General features: G+C 62.9%; 16 protein-coding genes. 4 read left to right on the top strand and 12 right to left on the bottom strand.

What is annotated here, in order from left to right; genetic code table 11:
* Window positions 1–47 precede the first annotated feature (47 nt).
* The 3 genes from AB5S05_RS14150 to AB5S05_RS14140 are packed head-to-tail and all read right to left on the bottom strand — an operon-like array spanning window position 48 to window position 3,233.
* Window positions 48–1,292 (bottom strand): lipoprotein-releasing ABC transporter permease subunit, encoded by a 1,245-nt coding sequence (locus AB5S05_RS14150; protein WP_369288170.1) that lies wholly within the window; start codon window positions 1,290–1,292, stop codon window positions 48–50.
* Window positions 1,292–1,990, bottom strand: a complete 699-nt coding sequence (lolD, locus tag AB5S05_RS14145; protein WP_369288169.1) for a lipoprotein-releasing ABC transporter ATP-binding protein LolD — start codon at window positions 1,988–1,990, stop codon at window positions 1,292–1,294. The genes AB5S05_RS14150 and lolD overlap by 1 nt, the downstream gene beginning before the upstream one ends.
* Window positions 1,983–3,233, bottom strand: a complete 1,251-nt coding sequence (locus AB5S05_RS14140; protein ID WP_369288168.1) for a lipoprotein-releasing ABC transporter permease subunit — start codon at window positions 3,231–3,233, stop codon at window positions 1,983–1,985. The genes lolD and AB5S05_RS14140 overlap by 8 nt, the downstream gene beginning before the upstream one ends.
* 94 nt (window positions 3,234–3,327) lie before the next feature.
* On the opposite strand from AB5S05_RS14140, the gene AB5S05_RS14135 reads away from it, so the two are divergent.
* The 3 genes from AB5S05_RS14135 to AB5S05_RS14125 are packed head-to-tail and all read left to right on the top strand — an operon-like array spanning window position 3,328 to window position 4,957.
* Window positions 3,328–3,909 (top strand): PilZ domain-containing protein, encoded by a 582-nt coding sequence (locus AB5S05_RS14135; protein ID WP_369288167.1) that lies wholly within the window; start codon window positions 3,328–3,330, stop codon window positions 3,907–3,909.
* Between the two features lie 8 nt (window positions 3,910–3,917).
* A complete protein-coding gene (locus AB5S05_RS14130; RefSeq protein ID WP_369288166.1) occupies window positions 3,918–4,220 on the top strand; it encodes a phosphodiesterase in 303 nt (100 codons plus the stop codon).
* Entirely contained in the window at window positions 4,217–4,957 is a 741-nt protein-coding gene (locus AB5S05_RS14125) for a glycerophosphodiester phosphodiesterase (protein ID WP_369288165.1), read from the top strand. Before AB5S05_RS14130 ends, AB5S05_RS14125 begins: the two co-directional genes overlap by 4 nt.
* Window positions 4,958–5,085: 128 nt before the next feature.
* On the opposite strand, the gene sthA is transcribed toward AB5S05_RS14125, so the two are convergent.
* The 9 genes from sthA to AB5S05_RS14080 all read right to left on the bottom strand — a co-directional run bounded on the left by sthA (window position 5,086) and on the right by AB5S05_RS14080 (window position 13,710).
* Window positions 5,086–6,480, bottom strand: a complete 1,395-nt coding sequence (gene sthA, locus AB5S05_RS14120; protein WP_369288164.1) for a Si-specific NAD(P)(+) transhydrogenase — start codon at window positions 6,478–6,480, stop codon at window positions 5,086–5,088.
* Window positions 6,481–6,601: 121 nt separating this feature from the next.
* On the bottom strand, window positions 6,602–6,832 hold the full coding sequence (nqrM, locus tag AB5S05_RS14115) for a (Na+)-NQR maturation NqrM (RefSeq protein WP_369288163.1): 231 nt from the start codon (window positions 6,830–6,832) through the stop codon (window positions 6,602–6,604).
* The gene (locus AB5S05_RS14110) at window positions 6,829–7,854 is read right to left on the bottom strand and encodes an FAD:protein FMN transferase (RefSeq protein ID WP_369288162.1); all 1,026 of its coding nucleotides are present in this window, start codon (window positions 7,852–7,854) and stop codon (window positions 6,829–6,831) included. Before AB5S05_RS14110 ends, nqrM begins: the two co-directional genes overlap by 4 nt.
* A gap of 2 nt (window positions 7,855–7,856) precedes the next feature.
* On the bottom strand, window positions 7,857–9,083 hold the full coding sequence (nqrF, locus tag AB5S05_RS14105; protein WP_369288161.1) for an NADH:ubiquinone reductase (Na(+)-transporting) subunit F: 1,227 nt from the start codon (window positions 9,081–9,083) through the stop codon (window positions 7,857–7,859).
* Window positions 9,084–9,098: 15 nt separating this feature from the next.
* Complete coding sequence (gene nqrE / locus AB5S05_RS14100; RefSeq protein ID WP_369288160.1) at window positions 9,099–9,707, bottom strand: NADH:ubiquinone reductase (Na(+)-transporting) subunit E; 609 nt, start codon at window positions 9,705–9,707, stop codon at window positions 9,099–9,101.
* The gene (locus tag AB5S05_RS14095; RefSeq protein WP_369288159.1) at window positions 9,707–10,381 is read right to left on the bottom strand and encodes an NADH:ubiquinone reductase (Na(+)-transporting) subunit D; all 675 of its coding nucleotides are present in this window, start codon (window positions 10,379–10,381) and stop codon (window positions 9,707–9,709) included. The genes nqrE and AB5S05_RS14095 overlap by 1 nt, the downstream gene beginning before the upstream one ends.
* Window positions 10,378–11,166 carry a Na(+)-translocating NADH-quinone reductase subunit C gene (locus tag AB5S05_RS14090; RefSeq protein ID WP_369288158.1) on the bottom strand — a complete coding sequence of 263 codons (789 nt, stop codon included), beginning with the start codon at window positions 11,164–11,166 and terminating at the stop codon, window positions 10,378–10,380. Before AB5S05_RS14090 ends, AB5S05_RS14095 begins: the two co-directional genes overlap by 4 nt.
* Entirely contained in the window at window positions 11,159–12,370 is a 1,212-nt protein-coding gene (locus AB5S05_RS14085; RefSeq protein WP_369288157.1) for an NADH:ubiquinone reductase (Na(+)-transporting) subunit B, read from the bottom strand. The genes AB5S05_RS14090 and AB5S05_RS14085 overlap by 8 nt, the downstream gene beginning before the upstream one ends.
* Window positions 12,371–12,372: 2 nt before the next feature.
* A complete protein-coding gene (locus tag AB5S05_RS14080; RefSeq protein WP_369288156.1) occupies window positions 12,373–13,710 on the bottom strand; it encodes a Na(+)-translocating NADH-quinone reductase subunit A in 1,338 nt (445 codons plus the stop codon).
* A 271-nt stretch (window positions 13,711–13,981) separates the two neighbouring features.
* Here AB5S05_RS14080 and AB5S05_RS14075 point away from each other — a divergent pair, with 271 nt between their 5' ends.
* Window positions 13,982–14,566 carry a chalcone isomerase family protein gene (locus AB5S05_RS14075; protein ID WP_369288155.1) on the top strand — a complete coding sequence of 195 codons (585 nt, stop codon included), beginning with the start codon at window positions 13,982–13,984 and terminating at the stop codon, window positions 14,564–14,566.
* The last annotated feature ends 130 nt before the right edge of the window (window positions 14,567–14,696 follow it).

Below are 14,696 nucleotides of genomic sequence, written 5' to 3'. Positions count from 1 at the left end.
AAAGGCCGTTACAGGGGTAACGGCCTTTTTGTTTCAGTCAGGGTAGCTCATTCGTAGCGCAGCGCCTCGGCAGGCTGGATGCCGGCGGCACGCCAGGACGGATAGAGGGTGGCGAGAAAGCTCAGGATCAAGGCTGCGCCGCAGATCAGCAACACGTCCGTGCCCTGGAGCTGCGAAGGCAGGTTGCTGACGAAGTAGACATCCGAACTGAGCACCTGCTGACCACTCAAGCGCTCGACCCAGCCGACCAGCTGGGTAACATTCAATGCTGCCAGCACGCCCAGCACCGCGCCGATCGAGGTGCCGACCAGACCGATCACCGAGCCCTGGACCATGAAGATACCCATGATCTGTCTGGGCGTGGCCCCCAGTGTGCGCAGGATGGCGATATCGGCGCCCTTGTCGGCCACGACCATGATCAGGGTGGCGATGATATTGAACGCCGCCACCGCCACTATCAGCAGCAGCAGCAGGCCGATCATGGTCTTTTCCATTTTCATCGCGCTGAACAGACTGCCCTGGGTCAGCGTCCAGTCACTGGCGCTAAAGCCCTCGCCCAGTTCGCCGGCAATGGCTGCCGAAAGCTGCGGCGCCTGGTACAGATCCTTCAGCCTGAGGCGCACGCTCGGCACCTGGCCCGGCGCCAGGCGCTGGATCTGCGCCGCATCGGCGACATGGATCAGCGCCAGCGAACTGTCCAGCTCGGCCCCGACCTTGAACACCCCGACCACATTGAGTCGCTGCATGCGCGGACTGATCCCGCCCGGCACCGAGCTGAGCTCGGGGACGATCAGCGCCAGCTTGTCGCCGACCTTGAGCTGAAAGCGACGGGCGGTGATTTCACCGATCACCACGCCGTACTCCCCGGCCTGCAAGTCATCCAAGCGCCCCTGCACCATGTGTTGGCCGACGCTGGAAACTTGCGCCTCCAGGGCAGGTTCGATGCCCTGCAACTGGATCGGCTGCATGGCGCCGCGGTAGGAGAGCATCCCCTCCAGCTCGGCGAAGGGCGCCGCGCCGAGCACTTCGGGATGCTTCCGGGCGACTCCGGCGACCGCCTGCCAGTCGTCGAGCGGCTGGCGAGCGGAAATGCTCGCATGGGGCACCGTGCCGAGAATCCGCGCGCTCATCTCCTGCTGGAAGCCGTTCATCACCGACAGCACCACGATCATCGCCAGCACGCCCAAGGCCAGCCCTATCATCGAAGTCAGCGAAATGAAGGAGATGAAGTGGTTGCGCCGCTTCGCGCGCGTATAGCGGCTGCCGATGAAGATACTCAGAGGACGGAACATCAGACCGCCACCAACTTGCCGTCTTCCAGACGCAGTATCCGGTCCATCTGCAGGGCCAGCTGCATGTCGTGCGTCACCACCAGGAAGGCGGTCTGCGAGTCGCGACTGAGCTCCTTCATCAGTTCCTGAATACCTTGGGCAGTGTGGTGGTCGAGGTTGCCGGTGGGCTCGTCGAGCAACACCAACCCCGGCCGGTTGACCAGCGCGCGGGCGATCGCCACGCGCTGGCGTTCGCCGCCGGACAGCTCGGCCGGCTTGTGCGCCAGGCGATGACCCAGGCCCACCCGCTCGAGCAACGCCGTCGCCCGCTGGCGCGCCTCGGCGATCGCCGCGCGGCCGATCAGCAGCGGCATGCAGACGTTCTCCAGGGCGGTGAACTCCGGCAACAGGTGATGAAACTGGTAGACGAACCCGAGCGCGCGGTTGCGCAACAACCCACGCGCCTTCTCGCCCAGCGCCGACAGCTCCTCGCCCGCCAGCCAGACGCTGCCGCTACTGGGCGTGTCAAGACCGCCGAGCATGTTCAACAGGGTGCTCTTGCCGGAACCCGAGCTGCCGACTATCGCCACCCGCTCGCCGGGGTGCAGCTCGAACTGCAGATTGTCGAGCACCACCACCGACTGGGGGCCCTCCTCGTAGCTCTTGCCCAGGTTGCGGCAGCTCAGCACGGCGCCATCGTGGGTCAGCGGATTACTCATAACGCAATGCCTCCGCGGGCTGGATGCGCGCCGCGCGCCAGGCCGGATACAGGGTAGCGAGAAAACTCAGGAACAAGGCGGCGGCGCAAACCAGCAGCACATCCGCGCCCATCAGTTGCGAGGGCAGGTAGTCGATGAAATACACATCGGCATTGAGGAACTTGATGCCCAGCAGACGCTCCAGCGCGGCGATCCCGGCGCTGATATTGAGCGCGGCCCAGATCCCCAGGAGTGCGCCTATTGCCGTACCGACCACGCCGATCACCGTGCCCTGGACCATGAAGATCGCCATGATCTGCCGGGGTGTCGAACCCAGGGTGCGCAGGATCGCGATGTCGCCCTTCTTGTCGGTGACCACCATGACCAGGGTCGAGATGATGTTGAAGGCGGCCACCGCCACGATCAGCAGCAGCAACAAACCGATGATCGCCTTCTCCATGCGAATCGCCTGGTACAGGTTGCCATGGGTACGGGTCCAGTCCCTTGCGTAGTAATCACCCTCGCCCAGGGTCTGCGCCAGCTCCCAGGCCGTGCGTGGCGCCTGGAACAGGTCGGCGAACTTCAGCCGCACCCCCTGAACCTGATCGGGCCGCCAGCGCTGCAGGCGCGCCAGATCCTGCACATGGGTCAGGGCCAGATAGCCGTCGATTTCCCCCGCACCGACGTGGAAGATGCCGACCACGGTGAAGCGCTTGAGTCGCGGGAACATCCCGGCCGGCGTGACCGTGACCTCGGGGGCGACGAAGGTGATCTTGTCACCGATGCCAACGCCCAGCTTGGCGGCCGCCTTGTCGCCGATGACCATGCCGAAGCCGCCGGGTTGCAGCACGGACAAGTCGCCCTGCTGGAAAAAATCGCCAATGATCGAGACCTTGGGCTCCTCCAGCGGATCGATCGCGTTGATCAACACCTTCTGCACCCTGCCCTCATGGGTCAGCAGGCCTTGCATCTGGCTGAAGGGCGCCGCCGCCAGCACCTGCGGGTGCTGCTGCGCCTGCGCGGCCAGGCTTGGCCAGTCGTCGATCGGCGTCGCGCTCTCGATTGTCGCGTGGGGCACCATGCCCAGCACACGGGTGCGCATTTCATGGTCGAAGCCGTTCATCACCGACAGCACCACGATCATTACCAGCACACCGAGGGCCAGCCCGATCATCGAAGTCAGGGAGATAAAGGAAACGAAGTGATTGCGGCGCTTGGCGCGCGTGTAGCGCGTACCAATGAATACGAACAGAGGTCTGAACATGTCGGGGGCTGATTCGGGGAAAGAGAAACGTCCTTGTGGCGGGGCTTGGCGCGCAGCCTTACACTCAGACCACTACTGCTGCCATGGGTTCGCCATGTCGACTCAAGATGAAGAAGATCGCCGCGAATACTATCGTATCGTCGATACGATCGCACTGGATTTCACCCCCCTGGCCGGCGCCGAAGCGCAAGCCAGCGACCAGCTCCACGACAGTTCCCCGTTGTTCAACCTGCTCAGCGACCTGCACCTGATGGATTTCGAGTCGCAGCACCTGCTGCGCCATATCAGCGAACGCGACCGCACCCTGGCCAACTACCTGAAAGTGATGAACAAGCGGATCGACCTGCTCGGCCAAGCCGTGGCACAGAGTCTGCTGCGCGATATCGGCACGCCGCGCAAGGTCAGCCTATCCGAAGGCGGGGTCAGCTTCAGCAATGCCCAGGAGATTCCCCTGGGCACCCACCTGGCGATCAAGATGGTGCTGATGCCCCAGGCCCTCGGACTGCTGCTGCGCGCCAAGGTCGTGCACTGCCAGGCGCAAGCGGGTCCGTGCTTCGAGATCGGCACCGAGTTCGAAGCGCTGACCGACGCACAGCGTCAATTGCTCGCCCGGCATATCCTGCAACGGCAGGCCCTGGAGCGTCGCCAGGCCCGCGAACAATTGCCACAGGAATGAATAACCAGATGCCGCGCTACCCACTTCTTTTCGCCCTGCTGCTGCCGCTCTGCGCCAGCGCCGACAGCCTGCAAATCCCACTCGGCGAGCAGGGGGCCGCAAGCAGCCTCCTGCCGCAGCGGGGCGACTCCCGCCGCGCCGTACTCGAACACTTCGGCCTGGCCGACGAAGAGCACCCGGCCATCGGCCAGCCGCCGATAACCCGCTGGGACTACCGCGAGTTCAGCGTCTATTTCGAGCACGACCAGGTGATCGACAGCGTACGCCACCACCAGGCCCGCACCACCACACCCATCAAGGAGCAACCGTGACCCTGATCTACGGCCACCGCGGAGCCAAGGGCGAAGCCCCGGAAAACACCCTGGTCAGCTTCCAGCGCTGCCTGGAACATGGCGTACGCCGCTGCGAACTGGACCTGCACCTCTCGCGCGACAATCAGTTGATGGTGATCCATGATCCGACCCTCAAGCGCACTACCGGCCGCCGGGGCAAGGTTGCCCAGCACAATGCCGATGACCTGGTTGGTTACGATGCCCGTGAGGGTGGCCCCGGCTGGATCACGCCCTGCCCCATTCCCCGCCTGGCCGAGCTGTTCGAGCAATGCGACTTCGACCACTGGCAACTGGAGGTGAAAAGCGCCTCGAAAACCCGCGCGGCCCGAACCGTGACGGCGATTGCCGAGTTGGCCGAACGCTACGGACTGAACGACAAGGTCACCGTGACCTCCGGCTCGCGGGAAGTGCTCCGCGCCCTGCAGCGCCTGACGCCGCACCTGTCGCGCGGCCTGGTCGCCGAATACGCCTGGCTCGATCCGTTGAAGGTCGCCGACCATTACGGCTGCGACCTGCTCGCCCTGAACTGGACGCTCTGCACCCCCGAGCGCCTGCAGAAGGCACAGAAAGCCGGCCTGCATGTCTCGGTCTGGACGGTCAACGAGCCGGCCCTGATGCGCCGGCTCGCCGACTTCGGGGTGGACAGCCTGATTACCGACTATCCCGGACTGGCCGTGACGACCCTGTCGCACCGAAATACCGTCGCAGGGACATAAAAAAACCGGCCGCCAGGGCCGGTTTCTCTTGCTGCCTGATCAGAAACTCTCCCGATTCGGCCAGCGCCAGCTTCGAGAGTCGCTGAACGGGTCTTCCCCAACCGGCTCAGGCCACCGGTCGGAGTCGCTCAAAAAAGCCGATTGAGGCCGTCGAACGCCGCTACCCGGTAGGCTTCGGCCATGGTCGGGTAGTTGAAGGTGGTATTGACGAAGTACTTGATGCTGTTCGCCTCGCCCTGCTGGTTCATGATCGCCTGTCCGATGTGGACGATTTCCGAGGCCTGATAGCCGAAGCAGTGCACGCCCAACACCTCGAGCGTCTCGCGATGGAAGAGGATCTTCAGCATGCCTACCGGCTCGTTGGAGATCTGCGCCCGCGCCATGCTCTTGAAGAATGCCTTGCCCACTTCATAGGGGATCTTCGCCTGGGTCAGTTCGCGCTCGTTCTTGCCGATCGAGCTGATCTCCGGAATGGTGTAGATACCGGTCGGCACATCATCGACGAAGCGCCAGCTGTCGTTCTCGACGATATTGCCGGCCGCCGAGCGGCCCTGATCGTAGGCGGCACTGGCCAGGCTCGGCCAGCCGATCACGTCGCCGGCCGCGAAGATATTGGACACCTCGGTGCGGTAGTGCTGGTCGACCTCGACCTGACCGCGGCTGTTGACCTGAATGCCGATGTTCTCCAGGCCCAACTTGTCGGTGTTGCCGGTACGGCCGTTGCACCAGAGCAGGGCGTCGGCCTTGATCTTTTTGCCGGACTTGAGGTGCAGGATCACGCCGTTGTCCAGGCCCTCGATGCGCTCGTACTCCTCGTTGTGGCGAATCAGCACGTTGTTGTTGCGCAGGTGATAGCTGAGCGCGTCGGAGATTTCCGCATCGAGGAAGCTGAGCAGTTGGTCGCGGTTGTCGATCAGGTCGACCAGCACCCCCAGGCCGCTGAAGATAGACGCGTATTCGCAGCCGATCACCCCGGCCCCATAGATGATCAGTCGGCGCGGGGTATGGCTGAGGGTGAGGATGGTGTCGCTGTCGTAGACCCGCGGGTGCCGGAAGTCGACATCCGCCGGACGGTAGGGCCGCGAACCGGTGGCAATCACCACCTGCTTGGCCACCAGGGTTTCGACCACCCCGTTGGGGCAGACCACTTCGATGGTCTGCTCGTCGGCGAAGCTACCGGTGCCATAGAACAGGTCGATACGATTGCGCGCGTAGTAGCCGGTGCGCGAGGCCACCTGCTTGCCGATCACCCGCTCGGCGCTCTTGAGCACGTCCGGGAAGGAGAACCAGCGCGGTTCACCGATCTGGCGGAACATAGGGTTGGTGTTGAACTGCATGATCTGCCGCACCGAGTGGCGCAGCGCCTTGGAAGGAATGGTGCCCAAGTGGGTGCAGTTGCCCCCGACTTCGCGACGGCTATCGACCACCGCCACCTTGCGCCCGGCCTTAGCGGCGTTCATCGCCGCCCCCTCTCCCGCAGGACCCGAGCCCAGTACCACTACGTCGTAGTTGTAGACCGCCATGATTACTCCTTGAGATCACACCGGAGTGCTTATGACGCACCCTCGGCAGGGCCAGCGCTGCCGTCATGCAGCCTGGCACGATAACGTGGGGCAGCCTAGTCGCACGGCTGCCGACTGGCGATTAGCGCTTGGTCGCGTCGTAGGCCAGTTGCTTGGCAGCGCCCGCGTCGGGCGTGCGATTGACCTCCTCGCACTTCTCCCGGCTGCCGCCGCAGATCGAACACTCTTTCTCGATGCCCAGGTTGGCGATGCCACCACAGGAACCGGCAATCGGCTTGCGCCCCATGATCACGCCGACTGCCATCAATGCCACCACCAGCAGCATGGTGAAAAAAACGATTAACCAGGTCATTGCTCTTCTCCCGCGGCAAACAACTGCTCGAATGCCGCTGTAGTCTGTGTGACGAAGCCCTCACCGTCGCGGGTCACGAAGAAGGCGGCGATACCCGCCTGCTCGGCGTAGGCCAGGCCGCGTTCCGGCCCCAGCACCATCAACAGGGTCGACAGGCCATCCGCGCGCAGGGTGGAACGATCCGCCACCGTGACCGACGCCAGCTTGTGACGAATAGGCGCGCCGGTGCGCGGGTCGAGGGTATGCGAATAGCGGATGCCGGCCTCCTCGAAGTAGTTGCGGTAATCGCCGGAGGTCGAAATACCGTAACCATCGAGCTCAAGGACCCGTTGCGCCACCCGTTGATCGTCGCGGGGGGCCTCAATGGCGATCCGCCAGGGTTGGCCATCGGGCTTGCGCCCGGCAGCCTTGAGCTCGCCGGTGACATCCACCAGGTAGCTGCCGATACCCCGCTCGCCCAGGTGCGCGGCGATCCTGTCGACCGTATAGCCGGCGGCGATGCTGTTGAGATCGACCTGCAGGTTTACATCCTTGCACAGATGCTGCCCCTCGATGCGCAGATGCTGATGACCGGTGTGCCGGCGCGCCTCGGCCAGCTGCTCGGCACTCGGCACCCGCTCCACCCGCGCCTGCGGGCCGAAGCCCCAGAGGTTGAGCAGCGGCTCCAGGGTCAGGTCGAAGGCGCCCTCGCTTGCCGCGGCCAGTTCCTCGCCTGCACGTACCAACACCAGCATTGGCGCCGGCACCGGCATGCAGCTACCCGCCGGGGCCCGGTTGAAGATGGAGAGCACAGAGTCGTCACGGTAGGTGGACATCTGCTGATCGACCTCGGCGAGGATCGCCTCGGTCTCGCGCTGCAGCGTCTGCGGATCCGGGCCGCCGCTGCCGCGTACGTACTTGATCGAATAGCTGCTACCCATGGTCGGGCCGCCGAACTCTTCGACCCGTTCAGAAAACCAGCAGCCCGTTAAGGCTGCCGCCAGGGCGACAGCGATAACGGGCCGAAGTACCACAGACCTCATGCTTAGCCGCCGAAGTCGTCGAGCAGGATGTTGTCCTCCTCCACACCCAGGTCGACCAGCATCTTGATCACGGCGGCGTTCATCATGGGCGGGCCGCACATGTAGAACTCGCAATCCTCGGGTGCCGGATGGTCCTTCAGGTAGTTCTCGTACAGCACGTTGTGGATGAAGCCCTTCAGGCCGGTCCAGTTGTCTTCCGGCAGCGGATCCGACAGCGCCAGGTGCCACTCGAAGTTCGGGTTCTCCGCCTGCAGCTGATCGTACTCTTCGACGTAGAAGGCCTCGCGCATGGAGCGCGCACCGTACCAGAAGCTGATCTTGCGCTTGGACTTCAGGCGCTTGAGCTGGTCGAAGATGTGCGAACGCATCGGTGCCATGCCCGCGCCGCCGCCGATGAAGACCATCTCGGCATCGGTGTCCTTGGCGAAGAACTCGCCGAAGGGGCCGTAGACGGTGATCTTGTCACCCGGCTTGAGACTGAACACGTACGAAGACATCTTGCCCGGTGGCAGATCGTCCTTGCCCGGAGGTGGCGAGGCGATACGGATGTTGAACTTCACCAGGCCGCGCTCTTCCGGATAGTTGGCCATGGAGTAGGCGCGAATGGTGGTCTCCTCGACCTTGGACACGTACTTCCACTGGTTGAACTTGTCCCAGTCGCCGCGGTACTCCTCCTGGATGTCGAAGTCCTTGTAGGCCACGGTGTGCGGCGGGCACTCCAGCTGCACGTAACCACCGGCGCGGAAGTCGACGTTCTCGCCTTCCGGCAGCTTGAGCGTCAGCTCCTTGATGAAGGTGGCAACGTTCGGGTTGGACTCGACCGTGCATTCCCACTTCTTCACGCCGAACACTTCTTCCGGCACCTCGATCTTCATGTCCTGCTTGACCGGGGTCTGGCAGGACAGGCGCCAGCCGGCCTTGGCTTCGCGACGGGTGAAGGCGGACTCCTCGGTCGGCAGCATTTCGCCACCCCCGCTTTCCACCACGCACTTGCACTGCGCGCAGGTACCACCGCCACCGCAGGCCGACGACAGGAAGATGTTGTTGGCCGCCAGGGTCTGCAGCAGCTTGCCGCCGGCGGGCACCACGATGGTTTTCTCGCCGTTGATCTCGATGCTCACGTCGCCGCTGGAGACCAGCTTGGCGCGTGCCGCCAGGATAATCAGCACCAACGCCAGAACGATGGCGGTGAACATCCCGATCGCGATAAAAATCTCTGAATTGATCATCTATTCATCCCTTCCTTACAACTGCACGCCGGAAAAGGACATGAAGCCCAAGGACATCAGACCGATGGTGATAAAGGTGATGCCCAGCCCCTGCAGACCGGCCGGGACGTCGCTGTACTTGAGCTTCTCGCGAATACCCGCCAGGGCGGTGATCGCCAGTGCCCAGGACAGGCCCGAACCGAAGCCGTACACGGTACTTTCCGCCAGGTTGTAGTCACGCTCGACCATGAACAGGGTGCCGCCCATGATGGCGCAGTTCACCGTGATCAGCGGCAGGAACACGCCGAGGGCGTTGTACAGGCTGGGGACATACTTATCCAGGAGCATCTCGAGGATCTGCACGATCGCCGCGATCACACCGATATAGCTGAGCAGGCCGAGGAAGCTGAGGTCAACTTCCGGCAGGCCGGCCCAGGCCAGCGCACCGTCCTTGAGCAGGTAGGTGTAGATCAGGTTGTTTGCAGGGACGGTAATCACCTGCACCACCACTACTGCGATACCCAGGCCGATCGCCGTCTCGACTTTCTTGGAGATGGCGATGAAGGTGCACATGCCGAGGAAGAAGGCCAGTGCCATGTTCTCGACGAACACTGCCTTGGCCAGCAAGCTGATGTAATGCTCCATTAGTAAGCCTCCTTATGCGAGACCTGCGGCGCCATCTTGAAGCTCGGCTGCTCGACTTGTTCTTTTTTCCAGCTACGCAGGCCCCAGATGAACAGGCCGATCAGGAAGAACGCCGAAGGTGGCAGCAACAGCAGCCCGTTGGGCTGGTACCAGCCACCATCGTTGATCACCGGAATGATCTCGTAGCCCATCAGCTTGCCGGCACCGAACAGCTCGCGCACGATGCCCAGGACGATCAGCATGGCGCTGTAGCCCAGGCCGTTACCGATACCGTCGAAGAACGACAGCACCGGCGGGTTCTGCATGGCGAAGGCCTCGGCGCGCCCCATCACGATGCAGTTGGTGATGATCAGGCCGACGAACACCGACAGCTGCTTGGACAGGCTGAAGGCATACGCCTTGAGCACCTGGTCCACCACGATCACCAGGGAGGCGATGATCACCATCTGCACGATCATGCGAATCGAGCTGGGGATCTGGTTGCGGATCATCGAGATGGAGAAGTTGGAGAAGGCGGTCACCAGGGTCAGGGCGATCGACATCACCAGCGCGGTCTTCAGGTTCGAGGTGACCGCCAGGGCGGAGCAAATACCCAGAATCTGCAGACCGATCGGGTTGTTGTTGAAAATCGGATTGAGCAGGACTTCTTTTACAGTCGGCTGCGACATGATCAAGCCTCCCCTGCGCGCAGGTTAGCGATAAACGGACCGAAGCCATTCTGGCCGAGCCAGAAATTCAGCAGGTGATCGACGCCCTTGCTGGTCAGGGTCGCACCTGCCAGGGCATCGACCTGATGCACGGCTTTCGGGCTCTGCGGATCGACGCCACCCTTGACCACCTGCACGGCCAGCTTGCCGTCCTCGTCGAACAGGGTCTTGCCGGGCCACTGGCCTTTCCATTTAGGGTTATCCACTTCGCCACCCAGACCGGGGGTCTCGGCGTGCTGGTAGAAGCCCATGCCAACCACTGTATTCAGGTCGCCCTTGACCGCGATGAAACCGTACAGGGTGGACCACAGCCCGTAACCGCGCACGGGCATGATCAGGGTGTCGATCTCGCCGTCCTTTTCCACCAGGTACACGGTGGTGTAGCGCTCCATGCGCTTGATCGAGGCGATGTCCTGCTCCGGCGGCAACACGCTCGACAGCTTGGGATCCTTGGCGGCCTTGAGCGGGTCGAAGGTCATCGGATCCTTGGCATCGGAGAACTTGCCGGTCTGCAGATCGACCAGCTTGGCGGTGATCGTGCTCTTGAACAGTTCCTTGACCTGCGCGCCGCTCATGCCCGGTTTGGCCAGGCCGGCGATGCTGAGGATGCTGCGCTGCTTGTCCAGCAGGCGGTTCTCCACCTGGGTCGGCTTGAGCGCCACGGCGGCGCCGGCGACGAACACCGAACACACCAGGCAAACCAGCAGGGCCACCGTCAGGGTGCGGGCGGTGGATTCTTTTTGACTAGACATTACGAGCCAGCCTCCGCTTGATATTGGCTTGAACGACGAAGTGGTCGATCAGCGGCGCAAACAAATTGGCGAACAGAATCGCCAGCATCATGCCTTCCGGGAAGGCCGGGTTGACCACACGGATCAACACCACCATCACGCCGATCAAGGCACCGAAAATCCACTTGCCGGTATTGGTCATGGAGGCCGACACCGGGTCGGTGGCCATGAACATCATGCCGAAGGCGAAACCGCCGACCACCAGGTGCCAGTACCAGGGCATGGCGAACATCGGGTTGGTGTCCGAGCCAATGGCGTTGAACAGCAGGCTGAGCGCGACCATACCGAGCATGGTGCCGGCGACGATGCGCCAGGAAGCGATCTTGGTCAGCACCAGCACACCGCCACCGATCAGAATCGCCAGGGTGCTGGTCTCGCCGAGCGAGCCGTGAATGGTGCCGACGAAGGCATCCATCCAGGTAACGCCGTGGCCGATCACGTTCTCGATGCCGCCGGCCGCCGCCAGACTCAGCGAGGTGGCGCCGGCAAAACCGTCAACCGCCGTCCAGACCGCATCGCCGGACATCTGCGCCGGATAGGCGAAGAACAGGAAGGCCCGACCGGTAAGTGCCGGGTTGAGGAAGTTCTTGCCGGTACCACCGAACACTTCCTTGCCGATCACCACGCCGAAGCTGATGCCCAATGCCACCTGCCACAGCGGAATGCTCGGCGGCAGGATCAGGGCGAACAGCACGGAAGTGACGAAGAAGCCCTCGTTGACCTCGTGCTTGCGGATCGAGGCGAACAACACCTCCCAGAAGCCGCCGACGATGAAGGTCACCGCATAGACCGGCAGAAACCAGGCGGCGCCCTGGACGAAGTTGTCCCACAGGCTGTTCGGATCGAAACCGGCCAGCGAGCCGATCAGGGCGAAGCGCCAGCCTTCCTGGGCGGCGAGCAGCTCGGGGTTGCCGGCAAAGATCAGGTTGGCCTGATAGCCGGTGTTCCACATGCCGAAGAACATCGCCGGGAAGGTGCACAGCCAGACGGTGATCATCATGCGCTTGAGGTCGATGCCGTCGCGCACATGGGCGGTGGTCTTGGTCACGCTACCGGGGCGATAGAAGAAGGTGTCGATGGCCTCATACAAGGCATACCACTTCTCGTAACGACCACCCTTCTCGAAGTTGTGCTCGATTTTATCGAGGAATGCACGGATACCCATGATCAACCCTCCTTCTCGATACGCGCGAGGTTGTCGCGCAGAATCGGGCCATATTCGTATTTGCCGGCACACACATAGGTGCACAGCGCCAGGTCTTCTTCGTCGAGCTCCAGACAGCCGAGCTTCTGGGCCATCTCGGTATCACCGACGATCAGGTAGCGCAGCAGTTGGGTCGGCAGAATGTCCAGCGGCATCACCGCCTCGTAGTTACCCACCGGCACCATGGCGCGCGGACTGCCGTTGGTGGTGGTGGAGAAGGCGAAGCGCTTGGCCGCCGCCAGCTTGGAGACGAAGATATTGAGCACCGAATGCTTGTTCACCCCGGCGCGCAGGTAGTGCATCAGCTCGCGCTCGGAACCTTCGGCCAGACAGGAAACCTGCTGGTGGTAGCGCCCGAGGAAGGCGAAGGGGCCCTGGGCGGTACGGCCGCCGAAGACCGAACCGGAAATGACTCTGTTGTAGCCGGGCTGCAGTTCGCCTGCGGTCAGCTCCTGAAGATTCGCGCCCAGGCGGGTGCGCAGCAGGCGCGGCTGATCGACCACCGGGCCGGCCACAGCGACCACGCGCTCGACCCACAACTGGCCGTTGGTGAACAGCCTGCCGATGGCGATCACGTCCTGATAGCCGATCGACCAGACACTCTTGCTGGCGCTGACCGGATCGAGGAAGTGGATGTGGGTACCGGCCAGGCCGGCCGGATGCGGACCGGCGAAAGCCTCGGCCTGGACCTTGCTCAGCTGCTCGCCCGGCAGGGAGGCGCCATCGGCCTTGCACAGGTAGACCTTGGCCAGGCAGCCGAGGACCTTGAGGCCGTTCTCGAAGTCGGCGGCATAGTCGGCGATGACCACGGCCGGATCGGCCGCGAGCGGATGGGTATCGATGGCCGTGACGAAAATCGAGCTGGGCACCGCTTCGACTGCCGGCACCTTGCTGTATGGACGCGTGCGCAAGGCCGTCCACAAGCCGGACTGCTGCAGGTTTTCGCGCACCTGGGCCTCGCTCAGGCTGTCCAGCTGGGCAGCCGGATACTGGGCGAAGGTTTCCTGCTCATCGCCGTCGATATCGATGACCAGCGACTGCAGCACACGCTTCTCGCCGCGATGGATGGCACTCACCACCCCGGCGGCCGGCGCGGTGTAGTGCACCCCTGCGGTTCGCTTGTCGGAAAACAGCACCTGGCCGAGCTTGACGCGGTCGCCGACCTGCACCTGCATGGTCGGCTTCATCCCCGGATAGTCGGAGCCGATGACTGCGACACTACGTACCGGCCTCGCGGCCTCTATACGCTGCGTCGGCACGCCTGTTATGGGCAAATCAAGCCCATGTTTCAATTTGATCATAGGTTCGCCTAACCACTGATTTATAAGCTTTTTTTAGAATACGAGCGGCACCGGTAACCTGAATAGCCGCATCCATACCGACATGAATATAGGTGTGGACGACGATGCCGAGCGCGGGTAAAAAATCCGCTCAATTATAGAGACCGCCCCTTCCACTGACCACCCAAGCGCTTGCTTTTTTTGAACTTTCTGCAACGGGGCAAAGGCGCGAACTTGACAGCAAATGCCGCATCGGTGAACCCTTGGCATCCAGTGCAGCCGGAACCTCGCCATGCACCAGTTACTCGCGCTCACCGCCCTGCTGATGCTCAGCCCCAGCCTGCTCGCCAACGACAGCGACCGCCTGCGCGAGGCGAACTTCCCCGAGCGGGTACACCAGGCGCAGGCCACCCTGGAACTGAAAAACCAGGCAGTACTGACTTACCTCTGGGTCGATGTTTACGCAGCGGCTTTCTACAGCGAGCCTCAGATCGACCCACGCCAGGCGCTGCAGGAGCGACACAGCAAGCGCCTGACGCTCTATTACTTTCGCGACATCGACCGCGAGGACGTGATCGAAGCCGCCTGGATCACCCTCAGACGCCAACAGCCGGACAGCCTGCTCGCCAAACTGCGTTATGAGCTGGACGCCCTGCATGCGAGCTTTCGCGACATCCGCGCCGGCGATCGCTACAGCCTGGACTACCACCCGCAATCAGGGCTACAGCTGATCCGCAACGGCGCAAGGCTGTTCACCAGCAAGGACCCGCAACTGGCGACAGCCTACCTGGCCATCTGGCTGGCCCCGCAGGGCCTCTCGGACGAACTGCGCAGCCAGCTGCTCGCCGAGGATAGGCCGGAGGAATCCAGGCCATAAAAAAGGCTATGTCCCAATGATGTGTTGCAAGAACTAATCTGAAAGGCAGGCATCCGCTCGGGAGGTCTGCCGCTCATGGATACTCAAGCCTTTCACCACTGGCTGGCTCAACTAGGCCAGCTCAGCCCCC

The sequence above is a fragment of the Pseudomonas zhanjiangensis genome (genome assembly GCF_041027545.1).
Lineage (GTDB): Bacteria > Pseudomonadota > Gammaproteobacteria > Pseudomonadales > Pseudomonadaceae > Aquipseudomonas > Aquipseudomonas zhanjiangensis.
Note: the sequence above shows the minus strand (reverse complement) of the source record. Positions and strands in the feature narration are given on the sequence as shown.

Coding starts and splice junctions, on each gene's coding strand:
- AB5S05_RS14150 (WP_369288170.1), bottom strand. CDS start 1,292: ATGTTCCGTCCTCTGAGTATCTTCATCGGCAGCCGCTATACGCGCGCG.
- lolD (WP_369288169.1), bottom strand. CDS start 1,990: ATGAGTAATCCGCTGACCCACGATGGCGCCGTGCTGAGCTGCCGCAAC.
- AB5S05_RS14140 (WP_369288168.1), bottom strand. CDS start 3,233: ATGTTCAGACCTCTGTTCGTATTCATTGGTACGCGCTACACGCGCGCC.
- AB5S05_RS14135 (WP_369288167.1), top strand. CDS start 3,328: ATGTCGACTCAAGATGAAGAAGATCGCCGCGAATACTATCGTATCGTC.
- AB5S05_RS14130 (WP_369288166.1), top strand. CDS start 3,918: ATGCCGCGCTACCCACTTCTTTTCGCCCTGCTGCTGCCGCTCTGCGCC.
- sthA (WP_369288164.1), bottom strand. CDS start 6,480: ATGGCGGTCTACAACTACGACGTAGTGGTACTGGGCTCGGGTCCTGCG.
- nqrM (WP_369288163.1), bottom strand. CDS start 6,832: ATGACCTGGTTAATCGTTTTTTTCACCATGCTGCTGGTGGTGGCATTG.
- AB5S05_RS14110 (WP_369288162.1), bottom strand. CDS start 7,854: ATGAGGTCTGTGGTACTTCGGCCCGTTATCGCTGTCGCCCTGGCGGCA.
- nqrF (WP_369288161.1), bottom strand. CDS start 9,083: ATGATCAATTCAGAGATTTTTATCGCGATCGGGATGTTCACCGCCATC.
- nqrE (WP_369288160.1), bottom strand. CDS start 9,707: ATGGAGCATTACATCAGCTTGCTGGCCAAGGCAGTGTTCGTCGAGAAC.
- AB5S05_RS14090 (WP_369288158.1), bottom strand. CDS start 11,166: ATGTCTAGTCAAAAAGAATCCACCGCCCGCACCCTGACGGTGGCCCTG.
- AB5S05_RS14085 (WP_369288157.1), bottom strand. CDS start 12,370: ATGGGTATCCGTGCATTCCTCGATAAAATCGAGCACAACTTCGAGAAG.
- AB5S05_RS14080 (WP_369288156.1), bottom strand. CDS start 13,710: ATGATCAAATTGAAACATGGGCTTGATTTGCCCATAACAGGCGTGCCG.
- AB5S05_RS14075 (WP_369288155.1), top strand. CDS start 13,982: ATGCACCAGTTACTCGCGCTCACCGCCCTGCTGATGCTCAGCCCCAGC.